Raw genomic sequence first — 23,454 nt, forward strand, 5'->3', positions numbered from 1 at the left:
CAACGGGCCCGCCCCTCCCCGCCCTGCCGATAGGACGCCCCCACTTGACCACCTCCGTAAGCCCGCTGGGCACCCTCGACCTCCCCACCCCGGACTCCGGCCCGTACGCGCTCGCCGTCGGACCGGACGGCCGGCTGTGGTGCACCCTCGTCCGCACCGGGCGCATCGCCCGCCTCACCCCGTCGACCGGCCGCGTCGAGGAGTTCGTACTGGACTCCGCCGACTGCGGCCCCACCCTGATCACCGCCGGACCGGACGGCGCGCTGTGGTTCACCCGGTACCGCGACCACCGGATCGGCCGGATCGCGGTGGACGGCGAGAGCCGCTCGTACGAGCTGCCCGGCGGCGCGGGCGGCCCGTACGGGATCGCGGCCGGCCCCGACGGCGCCTTGTGGTTCACCTGCACGGACTCCGACCGCATCGGCCGGATCGGCATAGACGGCCGGATCGTGGAGTTCCCGCTGCCGTGCGAGGGGGGATTCCCGTCCTTCCTCACTGCGGGACGCGACGGGGCCCTGTGGTTCACCCTCAACCAGGCGAACGCCATCGGCCGGATCACCGTCTCCGGCGAGGTGCGGCTCCATCCCCTGCCCACGCCCGGCGCCGCCCCGGTCGGGCTCGCGGTCGGCCCGGACGGGAGCCTGTGGTTCGCCGAGATCGGCGCCGGCCGGATCGGGCGGCTCACGACCGGCGAGACGGCAGGCGTGGAGTTCGCCGAGTTCGCGCTGCCGGAGGCCGACTGCCGCCCCCACGCCGTCGCGGTCGCCCCGGACGGGACCTGCTGGTTCACCGAGTGGGGCACCGGCCGGATCGGCTCCGTCACCCCGGACGGCAAGCTCACCGAGCACCCGCTGGCGGCCTCCGACCGTGAACCCCACGGTCTGGCCTTCGCCCCGGACGGCACGCTGTACGTCGCCGAGGAGCACGGCGGCATCTCCCGCTGGGAGGTGCGCCGCCCTGGAAGCGTGCCAGAAGAACCCGGTTGAGCCGGCCGGTTCAGCCAGGCACACTCGCCCGATGAGCCACAGCACGCAGCCGGGCCGCTGGGACCGGCCCCGGTGATGCTTCGCTCGAGGGTGTTCGAGTGCACGGCGTCAATGCGAGCCCACCGGACGGCCGGGCTCCCGCGCTGACTGTCTCCACCCCTGCAGGCAGTCCGGCGAGGAGATGCTCATGTGACGCAACGGGCAGACACCGCGCCGGGTGCCTGCCTGCCGACCTGGTCCAGGGCCCGCTCGAAGACGGGCACCTTCTTCTGGCTCGGGTGGTTGATGAGCTCGTCGAGTAGGACGTCGATGCCGACCAACAGCTCGTTGCGGTCTGCGTAGGTGTTCGCCAGGAAGCCGGCGGCGAGGACCGCCTGGGTGTCGGTGGGCTTGATCCGGGTGGGCTTGTCCCTCGATGGGCCGCAGGATCGCGGGGTTGTGCGCGAGTGCCTTGATCAGCGTCTGCTGAGCTTTGGGCTGGTCCATGAAGTGCTGGTAGGCGGCGAGCTGTTCTTGGAGGAACCCACGCTCGGTCGGGTCCTTAGCTGCGGCGACGGCCGTACTCATGTGGGTGACAGCCTGGGCGTACTGGCCAAGCGAGGCTTGCCCGAAGGCTCGGCGGGCGGGAGCGGCAACCGCAGAGATGGTGCGCGTGGGGTAGGTGGCCTCGGCCAGGGCGCCGCGTGCGGCAGCGACCCATCCCGGATCCCGGCCCAGGACCTGCGCGATCACGCCCTCGATCTTCTCGAGCGGCTGGCCGGTCAGCGTCGCAGCGACTTTGCGGGAGAACTCGATCCGGGCGCGCGTGGCGGGGCTGAAGCGGGAGCGGTACTTGGGCGCCGTGATCAGCTGTGACAGGTGGGCCCCCATCAACAGGACCACGCAGTGGTCGTTGACCGACCGGACCACGCGCCTCTTGACACGGCGGACGAAGAAGACGAGACCGTCGACCAGAAGCCCGCGGATGAGGGGGCGAAGGTGATCTCCCTGAACACCCGGCGCCTGCCCTCCGATGCCCGCTCCGCGCTGCCGGACATGTCCAAGTACGACCGGCTGCTGATGCCGCTGCGAAACACCACCACGAGGAAGGGCACGAGCGCATGACCGCCACCCAGAGCGAAGAGGCGACCGATCAGGTTCCGGCCCGGCGGATGCCCCTGCCGGGCGATCCCGAGGACGCGCTGATCGACGAGGTATGCCGGGATCTGCGGCTTCCGGCCTTCCGGGAGCGGCTCGTGGAACTGTCCACCGCGGCCCGCCGCGAGCAGGCCACCTACAAGCAGTTCCTCCTGGACCTGCTCCAGGTCGAGATCGCCGACCGGGACGTGCGCCGCCGGCAGAGGCTCGTCCGCGCCGCCCGCTTCCCACGCCCGAAGCGGTTGGAGGACTTCGACTACGAGAAGAATCCCAACGTCAGCCCCGAGGTCGTCGCCGATCTCAAGTCGCCGTCCTGGGTCCAGCAGGGCCGCCGCTCGTCCTGATCGGGGACTCGGGCACCGGGAAGTCCCGCCTGCTGATCGGGGTCGGTACGGAAATCGCCGAGGCCGGTCTGTCCGTCCGCTACACCAGCACTTCCGCGCTGGTGAACGAGCTCGCTGAGGCGGAGGCAGGCCACCGCCTGTCGTCGGTGATCGCCCGCTACAGCACGGTCGACCTGCTCTGCCTGGACGAGTTCGGGTATCTCAACCTGGGCAAGAAGGGCGCCAAGCCCCTGTTCCAGATCTTCACCGAGCGTGAGGGATGCAAGGCGACCGCGGTAGCCACGAACTCCCCGTTCGCCGAATGGGACAAGACCTTCGGCGACCCCCGCCTCTGCGCGGCCATCGCCGACCGGATCACCTTCCGCTGCACCCTCATCCAGACCGGCACCGAGTCCTACCGCTTCCACGTCACCGAAGCCGAACGACGCGACTGAACGGGCCGTTCGCCCGATCAGTCCCGGCTGGAAAGAGGGGCCCGCAGTTCCGCGCGAAGCCGGATCGAAGCGTCGATGGGCAGCCCAAGGCCGGCGAGCCGCAGATCCTTCGAGTGGGTCTTGATGAGGTCGAGGTCCCGCAGCTGGCGCTGGAGCTCAGCGATGGTTGCCTCGTCGAGGTCGGGTAGGTCCTCTTCCTGCTCGGCGAGGTACTCAAGGTGCTCGTCCACTGCGTCCACGGCCCGTCGGCTGGTCCAGACCGCGAAGTCACGGCACTCGAACAGGTAGGCATGCGCGGCATAAAGCGTCGCGGCCGCCGCGTTGTCATCCGCATCCTCGGGCCCGTCCTGCCCATCGTTGTGGCAGTACTCGCTGAGCATGTACTCGGCCACACCCCGTTTCACGGCCGTGAAGGCGGTCGAGTCCCCGAGGGAGCCCGCCCACACGGAGTTCAGCAGGGGCCGCAGGCCCATCGTGAACGGTGCCCGATCCTCCTCGGGCAGTGCTTCATGCCAGCTCAGGAGCCGTTCAGCGGTGCCGGCTGCGAAGATTCCCCGCTCACTCGACGACATGGCCGTCAGGCGTTCCTCCACCGACGCCGACAACTCTTGCCACGTGTTCAAACCGAGCCACCCCCGAGTCGCGATACCGGCGAGCTCACGCTCGCCTCGGGGATCATCCTCCGCCAGATCCAATGCCGCATCGACCTCATCGACGGATGCCTCACCGGAACCGGAACCGGAACCGGACTCACACTCGCGACACCGCGACTACAAGGTCAGTAACTGCGTCGAGGTCGCCGGCAATCTCGTCGCTTCGTGCGGGGTGGTTCCCGTCCGTGATTCGAAGCGCCAGAGAGGCCCGGTGCCGGGGGGGGTACTTGGCTAGGGTGAACGCGCGTACGGGAGTTGACTGACCGACAGCTTCCCGGCATGTCATCGAAGGAGCGTCACCAACTATGAAGAAGATCAAGGCCGCCATCCTCGCGTTCGCCGCCGTGGCCGGACTCGCCGTCGCCGCCGCGCCGGCCCAGGCCGCCCCGTGCAGTACCGGGGGCGCCCAGTACATCTGCGAGTACGGCGTCACCAACCACGCGCTTCCGGGGGACCAGCGGGAACAGTTCCTGGTCGGCACCGATTACGCAGTGTGGACCCGCTGGACCACCAATGGGAAGTGGTCCGGCTGGTACTCCCTCGGGGGAACCGTCTGGAGCAAGATCAGCATCAGGGAGCAGACCGACATCGGCCCCCACGCCATCTGGATCTACGCAAAGGGCTCCAACACCCAGACCTGGGGTCTGCTCCGCACCGCTCCCGGCGCAAACTGGAGTGCATGGGACTGCCTCAGCTGCGCCGACCGCTGAGTCCTTTACCCGTCGCGGGGTCTCGACTGCGTTCGACCATTGCGAATGGCCCCGGGCGGGATGCGTTCCGCCCGGGGCCGTCCGTCGTGGCTGCCGGGCACAGCAGGGCCGGCCGGATGCGTTGTGTGACGTCCTGGGACTGTCCGCTGACGCTTCTCCGTCGGACCAGCCAGGCCGACATTGCCTTCGACGGCCCCGACGACCTCATCCGCCAGATCCAGTGGCGGCCCGGCCACCCAACCGCGCGCCGAGACCCCCGACTGGACCGATCCCCGGACGCCGCACACCCACGGCGCCGACATCGGCAGCGACGCCTACAAGACGGCCCTCGCCATCGGACGGATCGTCAGCCAGGATCCGTACGTCGTCCCCGGGGCAGCCGCTGGAGCCCGTGGCGGGCTGTCTGGACGACCGGCACGAGGCGACCGTGCGAAGGCTCTTCGCGGAGGCAGCAGGAGAGCGGGGCACGCGACCACCCGCGAGAAAGTGGTGCGACGCCCTGCACGGCGACACCGTGACTCCACCCGCCGCGAGGCAACCCGCGCCGCGCCCCGCGGATGACCGCCCGGTCCCGGACGGGTTCCGGGACCGGAAGCCGATCAACTTGCGGGTGTCGAGCCGGTAGCGCGTGAAGTTCTAGCTGGAGGCCCCGTCGGCCCGCAACGCCGCACCGGGGTGGCCCGCGGGTCGCCGCTACTCACTCTTCGCGACAGGCGCTCCGCCTTCGTGTCGGCTCCCGGCTTCGAGGAAGGCCAGCACCGCCTCGAAGCCGTCGCTCCGCAGCATGCTCTGGATCAGCTCCTTCTCCGTGCCGAGCACCGAGACTCCTTCAACGTCCATGTCGGTGAGTCGCAGGTACATGCCCTCGGCGTCCGACTTGAGCCGGTAGGTAACGGCCGGCGTGCGGGAGGGATTCCCGGGCGATCGGGCGGCCGTCGCGCTCACGCGGTGCGCCGTGGGCTTGTCCGCGGAGGCTGTTGTGGGGGCGACCGGTCCGATCTCGAGGAAGACCGCGGCGACCTTGGCCGTCCAGTACGGGGCGAAGGCGCAGAGGTAGCGCTCGCGGTCCGCCGCGCTGAGGGCGCGAGCCTCCCTGCGTCCCATCGCGAAGGCAGCGGCGTACTTGGCCCTCAGCGCGGGCGACAGCACCGCGGCGCGCGCGTTCGCATCCGCGTTCAGGACGTCGGCGACGAGAGCGGACACGAAAGCCACGGGATCGGTTGTCACCCTCTAGAACCTAGTGGTGCAACGGGTCTTTCGTTGACGGTTGGGCAGTTATGACGTTGTGGTGGACATGGGGTGGGAGTCAGTGCGGCGGATACCCGTGTGTGGTCGGTGGGACTGTCGGAGTATGCCGAGGGCGCGCGCCGCGGTGCCCCCGATGCTCTGCAGGTCGCCGACCGGTTCCATCTCTGTGGCAGGGCCTCGGCAGGGCCGTGGAGACTTGCGTCGCCGCCCCCCGCGACTGCTTGCGCAACCCGTCGCCCAGCGGCACGCTGCCAGGTGAAACCCGTCCACACCCCGGTCGGCCGCAGGACGACTCGGCGCCCGTAGGTCGGCGGGCCGACCGGAAGACAGCACACGTCCTGGTCCACGAGCTCCTTGCCCAAGGCCACGCCAGTTGCGGCGGCACTCGCGCCGTTGGAGCACATGATCATGAGTCCGCTCGGGACCGCGAGCAGGAGCATGCCCGCCTCTCCGTGCATGACGTACAGCACGCAGGAAAGGATGAGCGTTACGAGACCGGGCCCCAAAGCGATCAATTGCCGGGTGTGATGCTTTACCGTGTCGCCGATGCTGGGGGACGGACCCGGAGTGCGCGGCGAGCGGGTCGTCACGAGCGAGGCGCCGTCGAAGGACGGGTCCGGCTCCGGCAGCGCGGCCAGGGCCGTGCCCACCCGCATCGCGAACAGGCTGCCGCAGCCTCGCTGACGCCACGAATTCGGTGCGTGGCGGGCGTGCCGCCGGCCGGGACGCGCAGTTCGACAGTTACGGCCCGGCGGTCCGGTATGACGTCGTGCACGGCCTGCAAGAGGATGCGTACCTCTTCGTCCCCGCGGCGCAGCGTCAGTGCGTCGTCCTCGTAGCGGAGAACGGCGCCACCGCTGCCGCGCAGGACAGGGGTGGACGGTGTGGTCGACATGGACGTGATCGTAAGGGTGATCACTGACCGGAGACGGCCCTCGCACGATAGGCCAGTCAGTGAGCCTCCAACGGAGCCATTGGCCCCCGCATATGGGCAAGAGCCGATTCCCTCGGCTCCGACCTGGAGAAACGGTGCACGAACCGCTCATGCAAGGACTTCAGTTCACCAGCCCACGACCGGGCATCAGCAAGCTCCCACCCACGAACCGACCAATGAACCGAACTGCCCAACCGTCACGGCAAAGACCGTTGCGGTACTGACCTCGCGTACGGTCACGCCGTGGTCGCGGGCGAGGGCGGCGAGCGAGCGGCCCTCCAGGCAGGCTGTGCGGACGGCGTCGATCTTCGCGGCCACCGCGGCGGGGCGGCACCCACCTTTGAGGCCCTTGACCTCGACGGCGCACCCTCTCACCTCCCTGGTTTCTCACCCCAGTCCGCTGTCGGGTTCCGCCTCCCGCCGTGCTCCGGTACCTCACCGCGCCCGACCATGAACTGTGACAGCAAACCGGGCACCGCCTCGTCGGCGAAGCGCAGCCCCTCGGGCAGCAGCACGTCCTTCACGTGGTAGGCGCCACGTCCGCCCGCCGTCGTCGCCGTGACCCGGCACAGTCCCGACCGGCGGTGCCACGCCCACTGGCTGATCCGCCAGCCGATCACGCCGTCACGGCGCAGCGCAATGGTGCGGCGCTTGAGCGAACCGTGCCGGGTCACCAGGTGGCGTCCCGTGATGCCGTGCCCGAGGCTGTGGTGCGCATCCACGGCGAAGCAGCAGCCCACCGCGCACACCACCAGCGCCGTCACCCAGCCGACGTGGACCAGCACCGGCGTCAGCAGCACACCGAGCACGGCCAGTATTCCGCCCAGCAAGGTGCCCACGAGGAACGCCAGGCGCAGCCGGCGGTGCAGCGCGTGCCGCGTGTGTGGCACCAGGCGGACCGCCTCGGTCGGATCCCGCTCCTCGCGCAGCACCGCTGCCGCCACCCGGTGCGCCTCCTCCAGCGGGGCCGGAGGCAGGAGCACGCTGCTGTTGCCGGCGCTGATCTCCTCCTCGACCGTTCCCGAGCCGGTGGCGACCGCGTACGTGAGCGCACCGCCGCCCCAGCGCAGCGACAGCGGCTCCGCGATCTCCACGCCGCGCAGTCTGGCCTCCTCCAGCGTGACCGACCGAGTGACGATCAGGCCCCGGACGGTCCGCAGCGTGCCGCCGGGCTCCCGGCTCAGCCGGAAGCCCCACCACATCTCCACGAACATGCCGAGCGAGCCCACGGTTCCGGCCAGCGCCACCGCGACCACTGCCAGCACGGCGACGGGCCACAGGTCCTCCACCGTGCTCAGCCACGTGATCAGCTTCGGGATCACGACGTTGTCGGGGTCGGCTCCGAGGATGTCCAGCCCCTCGTACACGGCGCCCACGAAAGAGAGCCCCAGGAGCGGCACCGACACCGACAGCGGCGCGTACCGCAGCCAGCTCCAGTCGATCGCGGCCACCGTCTCCCGCTGGGCCGCCCCAGCCGCCACCGGGTGGCCGGGGCGGCGCAGCAGTTCCTCGCGCAGCGCCTCGGAACCCTCGGCCGTCAGCGCGTCCAAGGTGAGGACCGCGCTCGTGGAGGAGCTGATCCGGTGTCCCGTACCGACCTTGACGGCTGCTATCCCCAGGATCCGGTGCATCGGCTCCGCCGTCACATCGACGCTGCGTACCCTCTGCCGCGGGATCGAGCGGTGGCTGCGCACCACCACGCCCGTCCTCAGCTCGATGCGCTCCGGCGTCAGCCGGTAGAACGTCTTGATCCAGCGCAGCACCTCGTAGCCGAGCACCCCCAGCACGGGTGCGGGTACGGAAACGTGCAGCCACCAAGGGGCGTCGCGCCACCACATGACCACGGCCGCCGCCAGGATCACCAGCAGACACCAGATGCCGACCGCGGCGATGACACGCGGGTCGAGCCGCCGCCAGGCGACGTTGCCGTCCTCGCCCGCCCGGTCGGCCTCCGCCGTCTCCACCTCGGCCGTGTCCGAGGGCAGCCGGTCCGTGTCGATCCCGTCGGTGCTCATGTCGCGTCCCCCGGCGTGGCCTGAGTGACCCTGGTCAGCTCCTCGGCCAGGTCGCGGGCGAACTCGTGGTCCAGGCCGTCGATCTTGACGGGGCCGGCCGCCGAGGCGGTGGTGATGGTGACCGTCGCCAGCCTGAACATCTGCTGGAGCGGGCCGCGTACGGTATCGACGGTCTGGACACGGGACAGCGGGGCGATCCGCCACTCCTGCCGCACCCACCCCGCGCGCGTGAACACCGCGTCGTCGGTACGTTCCCACCGGTGCACCCGGTATCGCCAGTAGGGCATCACCAGGATCGTCAGCAGGCCCGGTGCCCCGACCGCGGCGGCGGACAGCAGCAGCCACGGACGGGCCGGTGCGATCAGCACGGCGAGGAGCACCAGCACGAAGACCGGCGGAAGCACCACGGCGACGGCCTGCGCCGCCCACCAGCCGATGGCACGGCGCTCCACACGACGACTCGGTGGTCTCAGCACGAGCTGGTCGTCGGTGGTTCCGCCGGGCGACAAGGACTGCTCATCGGTGGAGGGTGCGGCCATCTTCAGCTCCGAAGAAGTCGAGTGGTCAGTCGATAAGGTTCGGGAAGGCGGGGGGCGCCCTCGGCGGCAGACATCGACTCCACCCCATCCACCCCATCCAGCTCACCGCGCTCGCCGGCCGCCTTCGGCCGAGTAGAGCGCCCGCCTTCTGACAACAGCAGCACGAAGCCCCACCGCCCGGAATCCTATGGTCGGCGAGGCTTTGTGGTCTTCCAACGCCTGTTACCGGCCCAGGAAGGTTTTCCGCCACTCCAAGGGCGACATGGTCAGCGTTGCCTCCGCGAGAGCCTGCGCCGAGGCCGTCTTGAGGCTGTTCAACGATGTGTCGATCCAGTCCTGCACCAGGCTGTATCCCTGTGCTCGGTACTCCACCGCCTGCACCAGGCACGGCCTGCATCACCTCCACCCGGGCCTGATCGCGCCGCGGGCCACCCGCGCTCAACGTTCCGGCGGAACATCGTCGGGTCGGCGAGCGCGGACAGGGGCCGAGCCGCACCTGTGCACCTGGCGGCATCACGGCGGGCTCGCCGCCGCGCCCGGGGACCCCTTCGGGTGGCCGCAGGAAGAGTCCGGTCGAGTTGGGCCGCCCGAACCGGCCGCCGGGAGCCGGGCCCGCAGGTCGATCCCCGATCCCCTAGGGTGCTTCGAACAGGCAGAAGTACCCGCGGACCGCGGAGGACCGGCGGCTCACCGACCTGTCTGATGCCATTTCACAGCTGGTACGGGTCGGTAAGGCCCGTTACCGGGACGCTGGAACGCCGGGAGATGTGTCTGGTGAGCTCGCGTACGCCCACGTACGTGCTGTTGAACCTCCACACGGCTTCGCGGCCGGTCACCCGCGCGGTGAACGCCAACTCGTAGGCAACGGCGCTGCCCGCCGGAAGCGAGTTGATGGCGAACTGCGTCTTCTCGCCCTCCATCGACCGGATTTCCGACCACGCCACGCTGACCACGCGCCTGCCGGCGGTATCTACGAACCCCTCCGAGAACAGGTAGAGCCCACCACGCACACGCTGGAACCAGACGTAACCCCACGAGGTGACGATCAACAGGCCGACCGTCACAACGCCGCGGCCCCAGGCGTTCTCCGGCCCGTTGAACAGGAAGTTCACGACGACGACGAGGATCACCAGACACACGGCCGCCCCGCCGAGACCGGGGCGGCGGCGCACCCGCCGCTCGAACTCGCCGAGGTTCTCACGGGCAGCGTGGGCCAGCACGCGGGACGCCGGCGTTTCAGTTGGCTTGCCGGTCCCGACCATCGGGTCATGATAGCGAGCCAACCACTCTCGACCGCCGGGCCCGTGTCCAGCGCCGCGACGAACCGAAAACCTCCGAACGCGTACTGCTCGATGCCGGTCGTCAGCACTGGGGCAAGGGACGGCTCGTCTCCGTCGACGGCCTGCGCCTCGTTGTCCCGGTCCGCACCATTCAACGCCGGCCGCCCCCAGCCCCAAGTACTTCGCGAAGAAGAGGGGCATCTCCCGGCTGAACTCCATCAGCGACCAGGTCATCGAGATCGGGCAGATGGTCGTGCCCGGCACCCCGCGCGACTCCCTGCAATCGAACGAACCTGTCCCCCTCCGCGGCCGCTCCCCAAGGTCTGTGCCAGAACCACAGCCCGTGAACAAGGCCAAACCCCGGTCGTCCACCCAGCTGACGGGGGGTAACCCCACCTTCAAGCGGGTGGTTGGCGGTATCCCGGGTCGGGACCTTGAACGAAAACACTGGGTCCAGATCAGGTCGTCACCCACCAGCGACAGGAGTTTTTCGTGTACGAGCACGGGCACGGGCACGCAGCCAATGGGTCACGTACGTCCACGACGGGTAGCCGCAGCCGCGGGGAACGCAGGCTGCGGGTCGCTGTCGTCGGGGCGGTCGCCACGGTCGTGATGAGCGCCGGTCTCGCCCTGCCGGCGTCGGCTGCCGGCACCGCGGACCTCTCGGCGGCACGAGGCGGCCACGCGGCCACCCGGGCGGCCCTGGACTCGGTCGTCCGGGACGGGGCGCCCGGGGGCATCGTCCTCGCCGAGCAGGGGCACGACACCTGGGCGGGACATGCGGGCACTGCGGATCTCGCAACCGGCCGCAAGCCGCGGGCCGATGACCGCTTCCGGATCGGCTCGATCACCAAGACGTTCGTAGCCACGGTGATACTGCAGCTGGAGGAGGAAGGGAAGCTGAGCCTGGACGACACGGTGGACCACTGGCTGCCGGGCCTGGTGCAGGGTAATGGGCACGACGGCAGCAAGATCAGGCTACGGCAGATCCTCAACCACACCAGCGGCATCTACAGCTACACCGACGACCATGACTTCAAGCGCAAGGAGTTCGGCACCGACTTCCTCAAGCACCGCTACGACACGTGGACTCCCCGCCAGATCGTCCGGTTGGCCATGACACACCGGCCGACCTTTGCCCCCGGCGACGGCTGGAGCTACTCCGACACCAACTACGTCATCGCCTCCATGGTGATCCAAAAGGCAACCGGCCGCTCCTACGCCCACGAGATCGAGCAGCGCATCCTGAGCCCCCTGCACCTGGACTCCACGAGTCTGCCGGGCACCCGCGCCCGCGTACCCGGACCCAGCGGACGCGCCTACTCGAAGCTGACCGGGGAGCTCGCCGGGCCGGGAGAGCCGAACAGCACCACCTACGACGTCACCGAACTCAACCCCTCCTTCGCGGGCGCCGCCGGAGAAATGATTTCCAGCAACCAAGACCTCAACCGGTTCTACCGGGCCCTGTTCTCCGGTCGGCTCCTGAAGGAGCCTCAGCTGAAGGAGATGATGACGACCGTCTCGATCAAGAACATGCCGACCTTCTCCTACGGCCTGGGACTGATGAGGATGACGTTGTCGTGCGGTACCGAGGTATGGGGGCACAACGGCGGCATTCAGGGCTCCATCTCGCAGACCATGGCGACGGCAGACGGAGATCACGTGCTGTCGCTGAACTTCAACGGCGACTGGAACGTCCACGAACAGCGGGTCGTCGAAGCCGAATTCTGCGGCGCCTGAGCTTGACTCGGGGATCTCGGAGCGTCGAGGTCAGATGCCAAGGCGTCGGGACGCGCTCCGGCCATCACGCTCGCGGGCAGCCGCCGACACCTTTGGGCGATGGTTCTCGGATCATGTCGGAGCCAGATGATGAGGGCTGCGAGGGTGACGGTGCCGAGGTGGATGTGGGCGCGTTTCTCGTAGCGGGTGGCGACGGCGCGGAAGCCCTTGAGCCGGTTGATGGCGCGTTCGACGGTGTTGCGCTTCTTGTATCGCTCGCTGCCGAAGCTGGTGGGCCGGCCGCCGCGTGAACCGCGGTTCTTGCGGCACCCGCCTCCACCCGCGCTCATCCGGCGGACACACGACCAGGCGCGCCGGATTCGTCGTGCCCCCGGCGTCCGGGCGGGTACTCAGCAGCGCCGCGGATCCGGCTCCACCGGGCTTGGCGGGCGTACCGTGGAAGTGCGGGCGGCACGTCCCCCGATGCCGCGGTCGAGAGTGCCGCCCCGCCCGGACTCCCCGCGCCCGCCCGCACTGCCGGCCGGGACACGCGAGGGTGAACGTGAACCACTTCATCCAACCGCAGCCGAACGACAAGGCCCTGATACACCGTGGTGTACCAAGGCCGAAGTCGGACCGGTCGTACTGCCCAGAGCGCTCTGGGCACCGGACCTGACCCGCACACCCATGTCGGCACGGACTGCCCACGAGCCTATCCACGCCCGGGGCCGGGCCCGCGCCCGGCCCGGGTCAGTTCCGTCCCGGGAGCCGGCCCAGCCAGCCATCGGCACGCTTCTCGCGCGCCCAGGCCACTGCCGCTTCCTCGCGTTCGCGGGCCTCCCCGGCCTCGCGGTCGGCCACGGACGTAATACTCGACTGAGCCGAAGCTCAGTAGTTGTCACCGGGAGAGCCGGGTGACGTGGCGCGCGGGATCGAATGAAGCAGCGTGGTTGTCACCAACGAGGCGCGCGGCTTGTCACACATGCTCATTCAGCAGCCCTTCTGTCACGAGTACCGCGACTGGCTACGGTCATGAGAAGCACTGCCCGTCGGCTACGACGCCCGTGATCATTCCACTGTCAGTAAGAAGATAACTGTGCCCGGGCAGAGGAAGATCCCGCACAGGAAGACCGCCGTGAAGAGCGTGATGGCGACACGTGCGCTCAACACGCTCCAGAACTCCGCCCGCCGACCGTCGGGAGTGTCGATGCGCCAGTCCGACGGGATGTCCACGCTTCCTTCGGCGATGGCCGGCGCGGCCCTGTGCACGTCCCCTGGGTGGAAGTAATGGAAGGTCGGCTCCGCCCCCCACGTGCCCCGGCTTTCCCCGCCGACCCTGCGGACGCGGACATCCTCACGATAGGCGACACCCGGTAGCCAGTTCTTACGCACCGGCCACAGCTTCGCGACCTCGTCACTGCTAAGACGGGGCTCTTCCTCATGCGCTGACTTTGGTGTTCCCGGATCCGGCGTGTGCGGCATGCCTCCCCCTCGATGCAGCAGGCCTCCCGTACACATCCGCTGCCCCGCATGCCGATAGGGCGCCTGCGGCACAACGCGATACGGGATAGGTGCAGCCGACCCTTCCGGACCATCAGGCACGCGCGCGACCCCCGACACCCCGCCGGAAGGACGCGGACCTGCCGCCGGTCGCGAAGAGTCGACTGCGGTTGTTCTCAACAGCTTTGAGACTGTTCGCCTCTCAGGGACAACGGACTGTGTGCCACATGGAAAAGTCCCGACACCTGACGCTGACGCCACCACCGCGGCGGCACCCACCCCCGGCGCAGATCAGATGGGGGTGGAACGCGTCAGGTGTCAGGACCCGGGCCGCCCCGACAGCCCCGGGGAGGGAACACGAAGTCGCGGCCGAGACCAGCATCGACCAGATCGCCCGTGACCTCGCGATCTGGATGGCCGCCCGCGACTTCCCCGGACGACCCACCCAGCACTCCAGCCACTCCTAAAACACGGCCGTAGGCGCGCCGCACTGCCGCTGGAGCAGAGCGCTCGTCCCTCCAGGCCGCGGGCCTGACGTCTACCACCGAACTTCCCGGCCCTGCTTGCCATCGCCCGCGGCGCCAAGCTCCACGAGAACCTCAAGGTGATCGGGCGGCGTCCGCAGTCAACGCCCGGCATTACCTGGCAGGTAATCGTTTTCCCCGGCGCCCCCGACGAAGCTTGATCCATCGCAGCGATCAAACAATCAAACGATCAGGAACGAGGAACAGCATGAGCATACGGCGGCACACGCGCACCGGACTGCTCGCGGGGGCCACTCTCCTCGCCGGCCTCACCATCGGCGCGCCGACCATCGCCAATGCGACCGCCGAGGGCGGCGCGTGCGCTGAGGTCCGCGAAAAGGTTGACCGCCTCGAAGGACGGATCACCCCGAACGCCTGCGCCTTCATGAAGCGGCAGATCGCCTTCGGCGAGGCCCCTGGCCTCCAGACCTACCTGGACATCTTCGACGAGGAAGCCAGCCTCTGGGAGGCCGGCGCCAAGCCCCAGCGCGGCCACGAACTGATCGGCGCCTCGATCACCAACTCACTCCGCCTCGCCCCGGACTTGCGCTACCGCGGCACGGACGTGGTCGCCGACGGCTCGGTGATGATGTTCGGCCAGCAGAACACGATCACCCTGAAGGGCAAGAAGGTCAGCTACCCGCAGATCGCCCGCAACGTCCTCGGCGACGACGGCAAGACCATCCAGGCCCGCCGCTACTACGACCGCTACGAGCTGTTCGAAGTCCTACCCGAATCGCAGCGGCCTCGCCCCCTCTTCGCCGGCATCGCCGACCCCGCCGGCCCCGGCCCGCGCGGAGCGGCCCCCGACCGGTTCCACGTCCAGGAAATCCCCGCCCGCCTCGCCGCCTGGAACAGCGGGGACGCTGCCGCGCTGGCCGCCCGCACCGGCAACGCCAAGTTGGCCGGGCCCGGCCTTGACCGGTCGCTGACCACCCAGGAGGGCAAGACCGCCTACCTGCAGCGGCTGTTCGAGAACGCCGACGTCGAGTTCAAGGCCGGCCAGGTCGCATTCGGCCGCACCACCACATACGTCGAGTGGCACGGCACGATGACCGACCCCGGCGACCCCAGGGGCACCGGCATCCCTTTCGGGATCGTCGAGCGGATCGGCCCCAAGGGCGAATGGGAGCTCTACTTCGATACCCTGCCGGTGATCGCGGACCAGAACACGATCAGCGGCCTGTTCAAGGCACTCGCCAGCTGACTCGGTCCTCAACGACCGGCGTCGAATGGCGCGTCGACCTTGATCACTCGGCTCTGTGACATGTCCGGGAAGGCGCGTCGACCTACCCGTTTGCGGAGCCAACGGCCTCGACCGCACGGACCTTCGCCCCGGGGGCGGAGGGGCCGCTCCATTGGTCGATGGCTTTGTCGGCGAGTCACGGGTTCTGGCAAAGGCCTTCCGGCCGAATGACCGGCGCACCACCTGCTGGTTCGTCAGCCATTCGTACGGCGTACGACGGGCGAGGCCGCAGGAGCGTCCGGGTCCGTGAACACCCCGATGTAACTGTTCACGAGGCGAGGTACGGATTCCAGGGATTCGGGTCTGTCGGCACCTGTCCGGGCATCCAGGAGCACCGTCTCATCGTCGACCTTCGCGTAGACCAACCCGTGCCATACGGCCGTGACGTCGATGGATCGGCGGGTTTGCGTGGGAAGGGCCCAGAGTTGCCGACCGCTCTTGGCGTCCAGGCCAACGGTGACCCCGTGGTCGTCGCTGCACACGACGGTGGTCGTGACCGGGTCATTCACGCAACGGACCGGTACGTTCCGCATGCTGTGCTCGGTCGCTCGACTGCCAGTCGCCAGGTTCAACAGGGGCAAGTCCTCACCCGTACCGAGTCTCTTGGTCTGGACGGCAACGAAGTTAGGGCCGGCCGGGCCCACCGCGAAGAAGTCCTCGCTGTGCACTCCACTCCACGCGGGCTGCCCGTCCGCCGCGCGGACCCCGTAGAGCTTCGAGTCGCCCATCTCCCCCTCGCGCAGGGCGACGTTGCCATCCCCCACCGCGACGGCTGTGACGCGGGCCTTGGACCACAACAGGGATTTGGTGACGAGGTCGACGGCGGCGACGAAGCTGTTGTCCCCCGGTCCATGTCCGTAGCTGATCACGGCCGTAGTACCGGAAACGCCGACGATAGAGAGGATTGGGAGCCCACCGGGCCTGGTCAGGAACGTGACAGCCTCATTCGTGACCCTGAAACTCCATGCCGCCTCGGAGGTATTCGCATCGACGGCAAGGATTTCCAACTCGTGGTGACCACGTTCCGTCCCTTTGCCCTCGACGGCGATGGGGAACGCGGTGAGGACGACGGTGCGGTCGGCGACCTTTGTCACAGTGGGCGTTCAGGCGCTGTTCCCGTTGCCCACGGACCAGTTGGACCGATGCGAGCCGTACGCCGGGTCACCGCGTCGAATCCCACGAGACCCTCGCCGGTGCTCATCCATGTCGTCGTCCCTTCCAGAGTGAAGGGAAGCGGATCCTTCCGGTTCCTCGCGCCCGACCACGGCAGGTCGTGACCCTCCGTCGCGAATTTCAGCGGCGGATCGTACCCCTGCGGCGCGGCAGGCGCGGCAGGCGCGGCAGGCGCGGGCATGCTCTCCTCGCTGCCACCGGGAGGGCTGTCCCCCTTGGCACTGCACCCTGAGCCGACGCCAATGCCAGCACCAGACCGCATGCGCTCAGAGTCCATCTGACCTTGCGAGTTCTCGAACGCATGGCGCCCCCCGGAACCGGCCCGACCGAGTGGGCGGCACCACGCAGCCCACCTGCCTACCCACGACATTGTCATGCCCGATTGATCCGTGTGTACCCGGTCGACGCAATCATGGCTGGGACCATCCGCTCATCGTCGCTGTGGCGGCTTTGCACCGCCCTCACCGCGGACCCGGACCCATGGGCGCGCTCGCCCGTTCCGGTCACCCTCGACCGAGGGGATCAGGAGTAGGGGCTCCACCGGCCGAAGCGGGCCATTCATTGGATCGCGGCCTTCTCGTCCAGGCCGAGCGCGGCCGCGGCCTGGGCGGTGGTCAGGTCGGCGCGGGTGCCACGGGCAGCCCGATACCCGACCCGCTCGGCGACGACCTCCAACCGGCGGGCCGCACGCACCGCAGCAGCCGGGGACGTCCTCGTCAGCTTCTCGATCTCCTCCTCCGGCCGCTCCAGCAACAGGGTCACAGAGTCCGGCAGCGGGATGGCGCCGGACTCGACCCGGGCGGTGTGGCCGTCACAGTCCCGCTCACAGGCATCCGCCTGCTCATCGCCGGTCTCCTCCAGCCCTTCGCCCGCGATCGACGTCCGGTCGAGACGGTACTCCGGACCCGTCCAGCCACAGGAACAGACCGCGCGCAGTGCGGCCGCTCGGGGGCCACGACACCCTCCCCGTCATCCGACCGTCGGGCGAGGTCCGGTCGGACCCGACCCGTCTCCGACCATGCAGCAGCCCACTCCGGTGCTGGACCGAATCCGCGGACGGGCGACCGGGCCCGGGGCTCCGTCCTCCCCGCACACCAGCGGCCGTCCGCGGCTCGCTCGCGTGTACGAGTTCGACGCCTGGCGGGGTACGTGACGGCGCCGCCCGGACGGCGCCGCCCGGGCGTCTCTTCGAGCGTGCGGCCGATGACGTTCCCACCGGATGACCGCTTCCACACTGCGAACACCGCTCACTCTCCCTACTGTCGGTAGATGGAGCACGACAGGGCATGACCGTCCGAACCCGGAGGAGCCCCCATGCCGGAGCTGTTCATCGGTGGTACATGGACCGCCGCTGCCGACGGGCAGGTACGCGAGATCCGCTGCCCCGCCGACGGCACCCTCGTCGCGACCGTCGACGAGGCAGGGCCCAAGGACGCCGCGGCGGCGATCGCCGCGGCCCGGGACGCCTTCGACCGCGGGCCCTGGCCCGCCACCCCCGCGGCCGAGCGGGGCCGGCTGCTGCTACGCGTCGCCGACCTGCTGGAACGTGACAAGGACGCACTCGCCCGAGCCGAATCCCTGGACACCGGGAAACGGCTCGTCGAGAGCGAGTACGACATGGACGACATCGCCAACTGCTTCCGCTACTTCGGGAACCTGGCCGCCTCGGGCGGCAGCGACCGCATCGTCGACGCCGGCAACCCCGAGGCGGACAGCCGGGTGGTGCACGAGCCGGTCGGCGTGTGTGCGCTGATCACCCCATGGAACTACCCGCTGCTGCAGACCGCCTGGAAGGTCGCCCCGGCGCTTGCCGCGGGCAACACCTTCGTACTCAAGCCCAGCGAGCTGACCCCGCACACCGCCATCATTCTGATGCGGCTGCTGGCCGAGGCCGGGCTGCCCAACGGGGTCGCGAACCTCGTCCTGGGCGCGGGGCCCACGGCGGGCGCACCGCTGAGCGAGGACCCGAGAGTCGACCTGGTGTCGTTCACCGGCGGGCTCGTCACCGGCCGGCGCATCATGGCCGCCGCTGCCCCCACGGTGAAGAAGGTCGCCCTGGAGCTCGGCGGCAAGAATCCGAACGTCGTCTTCGCCGACGCCGACTTCGACGCCGCGGTCGACTACGCCCTGATGGCGGTCTTCCTGCACTCCGGCCAGGTCTGCTCGGCCGGAGCGCGGCTGCTGGTCCAGAACGAGCTGCACGACGCCTTCGTCGAGGAGGTGGTCAAGCGGGCCCGGGCGATCCCGCTCGGTGGCCCGTTCGACGAGAACGCCCGCACCGGACCGCTCATCTCCGCCGCGCACCGCGCCAAGATCGAGGCCTACGTGGCCGCGGGACTGTCCGAGGGCGCGGTGCTGCGCTGCGGCGGCAAGCGGCCCGACGACCCGTCCCTGCAGGACGGCTACTACTACCTGCCGACGGTGCTGGACGAGTGCACCCCGGGCATGTCGGTGGTACGCGACGAATCGTTCGGTCCGGTGCTCACCGTGGAGCGGTTCCGTGACGAGAGCGAGGCGGTCGCCCTCGCCAACGACACCGTCTACGGCCTGGCCGGAGCGGTCTGGACGCAGGATGTGGCCCGGGGGCACCGGGTGGCGTCGAAGCTGCGCGCCGGCACGGTATGGGTCAACGACTTCCACCCCTACGTGCCCCAGGCCGAGTGGGGCGGGATGAAGCAGTCCGGCTTCGGCCGCGAGCTGGGCCCGGCCGGACTGGCCGAGTACCAGGAGATCAAACACATCTGGCGCAATCTCTCGCCGAGTCCGCAGAGGTGGTTCGAATGAGTACGGAGGCCGGCCCGGGGCCGGAGCCCGCGGGCCCCGCCCGGACCCAGACCGAACACGACGACGACGCGCTGGGCGAGCTCGGCTACCGGCCGGAACTCAAGCGCACCCTGGGCAACTTCCACACCTTCGCCGCCGGGATCAGCTACATCTCGATCCTGACCGGAACCTTCCAGCTGTTCTACTTCGGTGTGGCTTTCGGCGGTCCCGCCTACTGGTGGTCCTGGCCGATGGTCTTCGTCGGCCAGCTGATGGTGGCCCTGTGCTTCTGCGAGCTGGCCGCCCGCTACCCGGTGGCCGGTTCGGTCTACAACTGGGCCAAGAGCATGGGCGGGCCGCACATCGGCTGGCTCGGCGGCTGGATGATGATGACGGCCACCATGGTGACGCTCTCGGCCGTGGCGCTGGCCTACCAGGTCACGCTGCCGCAGATCGACGAATCGTTCCAGTTCGTGGGTGACGGCAGCGGCACGAACGACGCGGCGGCCAACGCCGTACTCCTCGGCACGGTGCTCATCCTGTTCTCCACTGCGGTCAACGCCTTCGGCGTCCAGCTCATGGCGCGGATCAACTCCGCGGGTGTGTTCATCGAGCTGATCGCCGCCGTCGCCCTGATCATCTGCCTGGCGGCACACGTCACCCGCGGCCCCAGCACCGTCCTGACCGACACGTACGGACTCGGCAGCGGCCAGCCCCTCGGCTATTTCGGTGCCTTCCTCACCGCGTCACTGGCCTCCGCGTATGTGATGTACGGCTTCGACACGGCGTCGTCACTGGGCGAGGAGTCGCACAATCCGAGCCGCAACGCGCCCCGCGCCATCCTGCGGGCGCTCATCGCGTCCTTCATCATCGGCGGCCTGATCCTGCTCTTCGCCCTGATGGCCGTGCCGGATCTGCACGCGAAGGAGCTCAGTACGAGCGGTCTGCAGTACGTGGTGCTGGTGACGCTCGGCGCGACCGTCGGCGAGATCTTCCTGTGGTGCGTCGTCGTCGCGATCACCGTCTGCGTCCTCGCCGTTCATGCCGCCGGCATCCGGCTGATGTTCGCCATGGCACGGGACAACAACCTGCCGGCAGGCTCGGTGCTCGCCCGGGTCAGCCCGCGCTTCCAGACGCCCGTGGTGCCCGCCGTCGTGATCGGTGCGATCGGCGTCATCATCCTGGTGATCAACATCAACCAGCCGCAGATCTTCTCGGTGATCACCAGCATCGCGATCATCATGATCTACCTGGCGTATCTGCTGGTCACCGCGCCCATGCTGATCCGACGGCTGCGCGGCACCTGGAAGCCTGCCGAAGGCGGCTTCTCGCTCGGCAAACTCGGGCTGCCGATCAATATCGTCGCCGTACTGTGGGGCGCCGCCATGTCCCTCAACCTCGCCTGGCCGCGCGCCGAGGTCTACAACGCGACGGAACCGCAGCACTGGTATCTGCGCTGGGGCGCGTTCCTCTTCATCGGCGTCGTCGCGTTCGGCGGCTTCGCCTACTACTGGTTCGTGCAGCGGCACAAGACCGGCGTGCTCGCCGAGCACCGGTTCCAGGCCGCGGACTCGCCGCCGCAGCCCCCGGCCGCCGCCCCCTGATCCTCTGATCCTCTGATCCTGGAGAACCGATGCCCGCTCAGAGCCCTGTGGCCGAGTTCGACTACGTCGTGGTCGGCGGCGGTACGGCTGGCGCCGTCGTCGCCGCGCGGCTGTCCGAGGACCGGGACGTCAGCGTCTGCGTACTGGAGGCGGGCCCCTCCGACGTCGGAGACGACAGCATCCTCCGGCTCGACCGCTGGATGGCTCTGCTGGAGTCCGGCTACGACTGGGACTATCCGGTGGAACCGCAGGAGAACGGCAACAGCTTCATGCGGCACGCCCGCGCCAAGGTGCTCGGCGGCTGCTCCTCGCACAACTCCTGCATCGCGTTCTGGGCACCGGCGGAGGACCTCGACGAGTGGGGGGCGGCGGGCTGTTCCGGCTGGAGCGCCGCGGACTGCTTTCCCCTCTACCAGCGGCTGGAGACCAACGACGCGCCCGGCGACCACCACGGCCGCTCGGGCCCGGTCACCCTCCGCACCATCCCGCCGCACGACCCGTGCGGTGTTGCTCTGCTCGAGGCCTGCGCGGCGACGGGCATCCCCACCACGCCGTTCAACACCGGCACCACGGTGATGCGCGGCGCGCACTGGTTCCAGATCAACGCCCTTGAGGACGGCACCCGTTCGTCCGCGTCGGTCTCCTATCTGCACCCGATCCTCGGCAAGCGGCCAAATCTGGAAGTACGTACCGGACTGCAGGCCAAGCGGCTGCTGTTCGACGACGGCGGCCGGCGCTGCACGGGCGTCGAGTATCTGGAGCCCGACACCATTCACACCGGGGCGGTACGCGCGCGGCGCGAGGTGATCGTGGCCTGCGGGGCCATCGACTCGCCGAAACTGCTGATGCTGTCGGGCATCGGACCGGCCGGGCATCTGCGCGAGTGCGGGGTGGAGGTCCGGGTGGACTCCCCCGGTGTCGGATCCCATCTCCAGGACCATCCCGAGGGCGTGATCATGTGGGAGGCGAAGCAGCCCATGGTCACCTCCTCCACCCAGTGGTGGGAGATCGGCATCTTCGCGGACACCGAACCGGGCCTGGACCGGCCGGACCTGATGTTCCACTACGGCTCGGTGCCGTTCGACATGAACACCTACCGGCGCGGCTACCCCACCACGGACAATGCCTTCTGTCTCACGCCGAACGTCACCCGGGCCCGCTCGATGGGTACGGTCCGGCTGCGCACCCGCGACTTCCGCGACAAGCCGAAGGTCGACCCGCGCTACTTCACGCACGAGCACGACATCCGGGTGATGACGTACGGGCTCCGGCTCGCGCGCGAGATCGCCGCCCAGGCTCCGCTGGCCGACTGGGCCGGTGCGGAGCTGGCGCCCGGCCCGGATGCCAGGAGCGACGAAGAGCTGTTCGCGTACATCCGCGAGACGCACAACACCGTCTACCACCCGGCGGGCACGGTGCGGATGGGCGCGGCGGACGACGCGGACTCGCCGCTCGATCCGCAACTGCGGGTCAAGGGTGTGAGCGGGCTGCGGGTGGCCGACGCGTCCATCATGCCGTTCCTGCCCGCGGTCAATCCGTGCATCACCACGATGATGATCGGCGAGAAGTGCTCCGACATGATCAAGGAATCCTGAACGGCCCTACACCGCAACGCGGTTGCAACGTCCCGGCACCTGGCCTCGCGGCGAGCGCCGCCCCAGGGGCGGGGCGGGGCCCTCACCGGGAGGCCATGGAGATGACCCGATACGCAGCGCCGGGCAGCGCCGGGCAGCGCCGGGCAGCGCCGGGCAGCGCCGGGCAGCGCCGGGCAGCGCCGGCGCGAACGTCTCGTACGAGTCCCGTTACGACCACTGGATCGGGCGGCGCGTATGTCCCGCCGGCCCGCGGCCAGTGCTTCGAGAACCCGAGCCCGGTCAACGGCCGCCCCTTCACCGAGATCGCCCGCGGCACCACCGAGGACGTCGAGCGGGCCCAGGACGCGGCACACGCCGCGCCACCAGCTGGGGCCGCACCGCGGCCGGCGACCGCGCGAACATCCTGCTCAAGATCGCTGACCGGATGGAGGCGAACCTCGAACCGCTCGCGGTCGCGGAGAGCTGGGAGACGGCAAGCCGGTACGCGGTAATGTTCGCCAGCACCAGGGCGTCGCCCGGGTCAGACTTCTTGCGGCTGACTCCGTGCCGGTCGCGGTAGCGGGAGGCAGCCATCGGGTTGACCGCGTAGATCTTCCGGGGACCCTGCCGCAGCGTCGCGACCAGCAGGCCGCGACTGGTCTCGATCTCCACCGGGATCGGCGTCTCCGCGGCATCGCCGTGCTCAGCCAGAAGATCCACCAGCAGCCGGTAGCCGTCCAGATCCTCGTTGATCCGGCACTTGGCCAGCACCTTGCCGGTGTCATCGACGATCGCGACGTCGTGATGTCCCTCCGCCCAGTCGATCCCGCAGAACACGTCCATGGATCCCGCCCCTTCGCCGGTGCCGTTCTCGAAGACGAGCACGCGGGACCGCACGGCGCACTAATTCCAGGGCTCCAAAGCCCGCCACCTCATCAGCCGTGCGCGGCACCGCCGGACCGCACGGGCGCACGCCGTGTCCAGAGCTCGAAGCTCGTGAGGATAAACGCGTCACCGTACGGCAGCTCATCCAACGAGGATCCCGAACCCGACGGGCCCGCGAGGACAGAA

The 23,454-nt window shown here is 69.3% G+C and carries 21 protein-coding genes and 6 pseudogenes; 14 read left to right on the forward strand and 13 right to left on the reverse strand.

The genetic code is table 11. The features are described from left to right. The first annotated feature begins 44 nt into the window (after positions 1 to 44). On the forward strand, positions 45 to 986 hold the full coding sequence (locus NOD94_RS03220) for a virginiamycin B lyase (protein ID WP_281204156.1): 942 nt from the start codon (positions 45 to 47) through the stop codon (positions 984 to 986). A gap of 185 nt (positions 987 to 1,171) precedes the next feature. Here NOD94_RS03220 and NOD94_RS03225 read toward each other — a convergent pair whose 3' ends face one another. Then, positions 1,172 to 1,306 (reverse strand): hypothetical protein, encoded by a 135-nt coding sequence (locus NOD94_RS03225; protein ID WP_281204157.1) that lies wholly within the window; start codon positions 1,304 to 1,306, stop codon positions 1,172 to 1,174. 22 nt (positions 1,307 to 1,328) lie between these two features. On the opposite strand from NOD94_RS03225, the gene NOD94_RS03230 reads away from it, so the two are divergent. The 4 genes from NOD94_RS03230 to NOD94_RS41375 are packed head-to-tail and all read left to right on the forward strand — an operon-like array spanning position 1,329 to position 2,901. Then, complete coding sequence (locus tag NOD94_RS03230) at positions 1,329 to 1,841, forward strand: hypothetical protein (protein WP_281204158.1); 513 nt, start codon at positions 1,329 to 1,331, stop codon at positions 1,839 to 1,841. Positions 1,842 to 1,871: 30 nt separating this feature from the next. After that, the gene (locus NOD94_RS03235) at positions 1,872 to 2,090 is read left to right on the forward strand and encodes a hypothetical protein (RefSeq protein WP_281204159.1); all 219 of its coding nucleotides are present in this window, start codon (positions 1,872 to 1,874) and stop codon (positions 2,088 to 2,090) included. Next, complete coding sequence (locus NOD94_RS41370) at positions 2,087 to 2,467, forward strand: ATP-binding protein (protein WP_348652306.1); 381 nt, start codon at positions 2,087 to 2,089, stop codon at positions 2,465 to 2,467. The genes NOD94_RS03235 and NOD94_RS41370 overlap by 4 nt, the downstream gene beginning before the upstream one ends. Before the next feature lie 35 nt (positions 2,468 to 2,502). After that, complete coding sequence (locus tag NOD94_RS41375) at positions 2,503 to 2,901, forward strand: ATP-binding protein (protein WP_348652309.1); 399 nt, start codon at positions 2,503 to 2,505, stop codon at positions 2,899 to 2,901. A gap of 17 nt (positions 2,902 to 2,918) precedes the next feature. On the opposite strand, the gene NOD94_RS03245 is transcribed toward NOD94_RS41375, so the two are convergent. Next, positions 2,919 to 3,596, reverse strand: coding sequence for a hypothetical protein (locus tag NOD94_RS03245; RefSeq protein WP_281204200.1), 678 nt, complete (start codon positions 3,594 to 3,596; stop codon positions 2,919 to 2,921). Between the two features lie 88 nt (positions 3,597 to 3,684). Here NOD94_RS03245 and NOD94_RS03250 point away from each other — a divergent pair. Both NOD94_RS03250 and NOD94_RS03255 read left to right on the forward strand, forming a co-directional pair. Next, a pseudogene (locus tag NOD94_RS03250) lies at positions 3,685 to 3,768 on the forward strand (DUF397 domain-containing protein); the annotation flags it as partial. 91 nt (positions 3,769 to 3,859) lie between these two features. Continuing rightward, positions 3,860 to 4,264, forward strand: a complete 405-nt coding sequence (locus NOD94_RS03255; RefSeq protein ID WP_281204160.1) for a hypothetical protein — start codon at positions 3,860 to 3,862, stop codon at positions 4,262 to 4,264. Between the two features lie 693 nt (positions 4,265 to 4,957). Here the strand turns inward: NOD94_RS03255 and NOD94_RS03260 are convergent. Continuing rightward, positions 4,958 to 5,491, reverse strand: coding sequence for an ABC transporter substrate-binding protein (locus NOD94_RS03260; RefSeq protein WP_281204161.1), 534 nt, complete (start codon positions 5,489 to 5,491; stop codon positions 4,958 to 4,960). A 567-nt stretch (positions 5,492 to 6,058) separates the two neighbouring features. On the opposite strand from NOD94_RS03260, the gene NOD94_RS03265 reads away from it, so the two are divergent. Then, a complete protein-coding gene (locus NOD94_RS03265) occupies positions 6,059 to 6,196 on the forward strand; it encodes a hypothetical protein (RefSeq protein WP_281204162.1) in 138 nt (45 codons plus the stop codon). A gap of 276 nt (positions 6,197 to 6,472) precedes the next feature. Here NOD94_RS03265 and NOD94_RS03270 read toward each other — a convergent pair. The 5 genes and pseudogenes from NOD94_RS03270 to NOD94_RS03290 form a co-directional block, all read right to left on the reverse strand. Then, a pseudogene (locus NOD94_RS03270) lies at positions 6,473 to 6,640 on the reverse strand (IS701 family transposase); the annotation flags it as partial. A gap of 177 nt (positions 6,641 to 6,817) precedes the next feature. Then, positions 6,818 to 8,461, reverse strand: a complete 1,644-nt coding sequence (locus NOD94_RS03275) for a PH domain-containing protein (RefSeq protein WP_281204163.1) — start codon at positions 8,459 to 8,461, stop codon at positions 6,818 to 6,820. Then, positions 8,458 to 9,000, reverse strand: coding sequence for a PH domain-containing protein (locus NOD94_RS03280; protein ID WP_281204164.1), 543 nt, complete (start codon positions 8,998 to 9,000; stop codon positions 8,458 to 8,460). Before NOD94_RS03280 ends, NOD94_RS03275 begins: the two co-directional genes overlap by 4 nt. Before the next feature lie 222 nt (positions 9,001 to 9,222). Continuing rightward, a pseudogene (locus NOD94_RS03285) lies at positions 9,223 to 9,387 on the reverse strand (HAD family hydrolase); the annotation flags it as partial. Positions 9,388 to 9,710: 323 nt separating this feature from the next. Next, entirely contained in the window at positions 9,711 to 10,262 is a 552-nt protein-coding gene (locus NOD94_RS03290; RefSeq protein WP_281204165.1) for a DUF6585 family protein, read from the reverse strand. Positions 10,263 to 10,772: 510 nt separating this feature from the next. Between NOD94_RS03290 and NOD94_RS03295 the strand changes: the two genes are divergently transcribed. Continuing rightward, complete coding sequence (locus NOD94_RS03295) at positions 10,773 to 12,020, forward strand: serine hydrolase domain-containing protein (protein ID WP_348652307.1); 1,248 nt, start codon at positions 10,773 to 10,775, stop codon at positions 12,018 to 12,020. A gap of 113 nt (positions 12,021 to 12,133) precedes the next feature. Here NOD94_RS03295 and NOD94_RS03300 read toward each other — a convergent pair. Together NOD94_RS03300 and NOD94_RS03305 are read right to left on the reverse strand one after the other, a co-directional pair. Then, positions 12,134 to 12,325: pseudogene (locus NOD94_RS03300) on the reverse strand (transposase); the annotation flags it as partial. 742 nt (positions 12,326 to 13,067) lie between these two features. Continuing rightward, complete coding sequence (locus NOD94_RS03305) at positions 13,068 to 13,481, reverse strand: hypothetical protein (RefSeq protein WP_281204166.1); 414 nt, start codon at positions 13,479 to 13,481, stop codon at positions 13,068 to 13,070. A 750-nt stretch (positions 13,482 to 14,231) separates the two neighbouring features. Here NOD94_RS03305 and NOD94_RS03310 point away from each other — a divergent pair. Next, a complete protein-coding gene (locus NOD94_RS03310) occupies positions 14,232 to 15,230 on the forward strand; it encodes a hypothetical protein (RefSeq protein WP_281204167.1) in 999 nt (332 codons plus the stop codon). Between the two features lie 233 nt (positions 15,231 to 15,463). Here the strand turns inward: NOD94_RS03310 and NOD94_RS03315 are convergent, their stop codons facing one another. Both NOD94_RS03315 and NOD94_RS03320 read right to left on the reverse strand, forming a co-directional pair. Next, complete coding sequence (locus NOD94_RS03315; RefSeq protein ID WP_281204168.1) at positions 15,464 to 16,363, reverse strand: PQQ-binding-like beta-propeller repeat protein; 900 nt, start codon at positions 16,361 to 16,363, stop codon at positions 15,464 to 15,466. A 637-nt stretch (positions 16,364 to 17,000) separates the two neighbouring features. Then, a complete protein-coding gene (locus NOD94_RS03320; protein ID WP_281204169.1) occupies positions 17,001 to 17,204 on the reverse strand; it encodes a hypothetical protein in 204 nt (67 codons plus the stop codon). Positions 17,205 to 17,756: 552 nt separating this feature from the next. Between NOD94_RS03320 and NOD94_RS03325 the strand changes: the two genes are divergently transcribed. From NOD94_RS03325 to NOD94_RS03340, 4 genes and pseudogenes are all read left to right on the forward strand, one after another. Next, positions 17,757 to 19,226, forward strand: coding sequence for an aldehyde dehydrogenase family protein (locus NOD94_RS03325; RefSeq protein ID WP_281204170.1), 1,470 nt, complete (start codon positions 17,757 to 17,759; stop codon positions 19,224 to 19,226). After that, positions 19,223 to 20,809, forward strand: coding sequence for an APC family permease (locus NOD94_RS03330; protein ID WP_281204171.1), 1,587 nt, complete (start codon positions 19,223 to 19,225; stop codon positions 20,807 to 20,809). Before NOD94_RS03325 ends, NOD94_RS03330 begins: the two co-directional genes overlap by 4 nt. A 29-nt stretch (positions 20,810 to 20,838) precedes the next feature. Next, a complete protein-coding gene (locus tag NOD94_RS03335; protein WP_281204172.1) occupies positions 20,839 to 22,404 on the forward strand; it encodes a GMC family oxidoreductase N-terminal domain-containing protein in 1,566 nt (521 codons plus the stop codon). A gap of 109 nt (positions 22,405 to 22,513) precedes the next feature. After that, positions 22,514 to 22,890: pseudogene (locus tag NOD94_RS03340) on the forward strand (aldehyde dehydrogenase family protein); the annotation flags it as partial. A 3-nt stretch (positions 22,891 to 22,893) separates the two neighbouring features. Here NOD94_RS03340 and NOD94_RS03345 read toward each other — a convergent pair. Then, positions 22,894 to 23,226 (reverse strand): annotated as a pseudogene (locus NOD94_RS03345) (transposase); the annotation flags it as partial. Positions 23,227 to 23,454: the final 228 nt, after the last annotated feature.

This window comes from Streptomyces sp. Isolate_45 (assembly GCF_024721315.2).
Classification (GTDB): domain Bacteria; phylum Actinomycetota; class Actinomycetes; order Streptomycetales; family Streptomycetaceae; genus Streptomyces.

Coding starts and splice junctions, on each gene's coding strand:
- NOD94_RS41370 (WP_348652306.1), top strand. CDS start 2,087: ATGACCGCCACCCAGAGCGAAGAGGCGACCGATCAGGTTCCGGCCCGG.
- NOD94_RS03255 (WP_281204160.1), top strand. CDS start 3,860: ATGAAGAAGATCAAGGCCGCCATCCTCGCGTTCGCCGCCGTGGCCGGA.
- NOD94_RS03265 (WP_281204162.1), top strand. CDS start 6,059: ATGCTGGGGGACGGACCCGGAGTGCGCGGCGAGCGGGTCGTCACGAGC.
- NOD94_RS03275 (WP_281204163.1), bottom strand. CDS start 8,461: ATGAGCACCGACGGGATCGACACGGACCGGCTGCCCTCGGACACGGCC.
- NOD94_RS03280 (WP_281204164.1), bottom strand. CDS start 9,000: ATGGCCGCACCCTCCACCGATGAGCAGTCCTTGTCGCCCGGCGGAACC.
- NOD94_RS03290 (WP_281204165.1), bottom strand. CDS start 10,262: ATGGTCGGGACCGGCAAGCCAACTGAAACGCCGGCGTCCCGCGTGCTG.
- NOD94_RS03305 (WP_281204166.1), bottom strand. CDS start 13,481: ATGCCGCACACGCCGGATCCGGGAACACCAAAGTCAGCGCATGAGGAA.
- NOD94_RS03310 (WP_281204167.1), top strand. CDS start 14,232: ATGAGCATACGGCGGCACACGCGCACCGGACTGCTCGCGGGGGCCACT.
- NOD94_RS03325 (WP_281204170.1), top strand. CDS start 17,757: ATGCCGGAGCTGTTCATCGGTGGTACATGGACCGCCGCTGCCGACGGG.
- NOD94_RS03330 (WP_281204171.1), top strand. CDS start 19,223: ATGAGTACGGAGGCCGGCCCGGGGCCGGAGCCCGCGGGCCCCGCCCGG.
- NOD94_RS03335 (WP_281204172.1), top strand. CDS start 20,839: ATGCCCGCTCAGAGCCCTGTGGCCGAGTTCGACTACGTCGTGGTCGGC.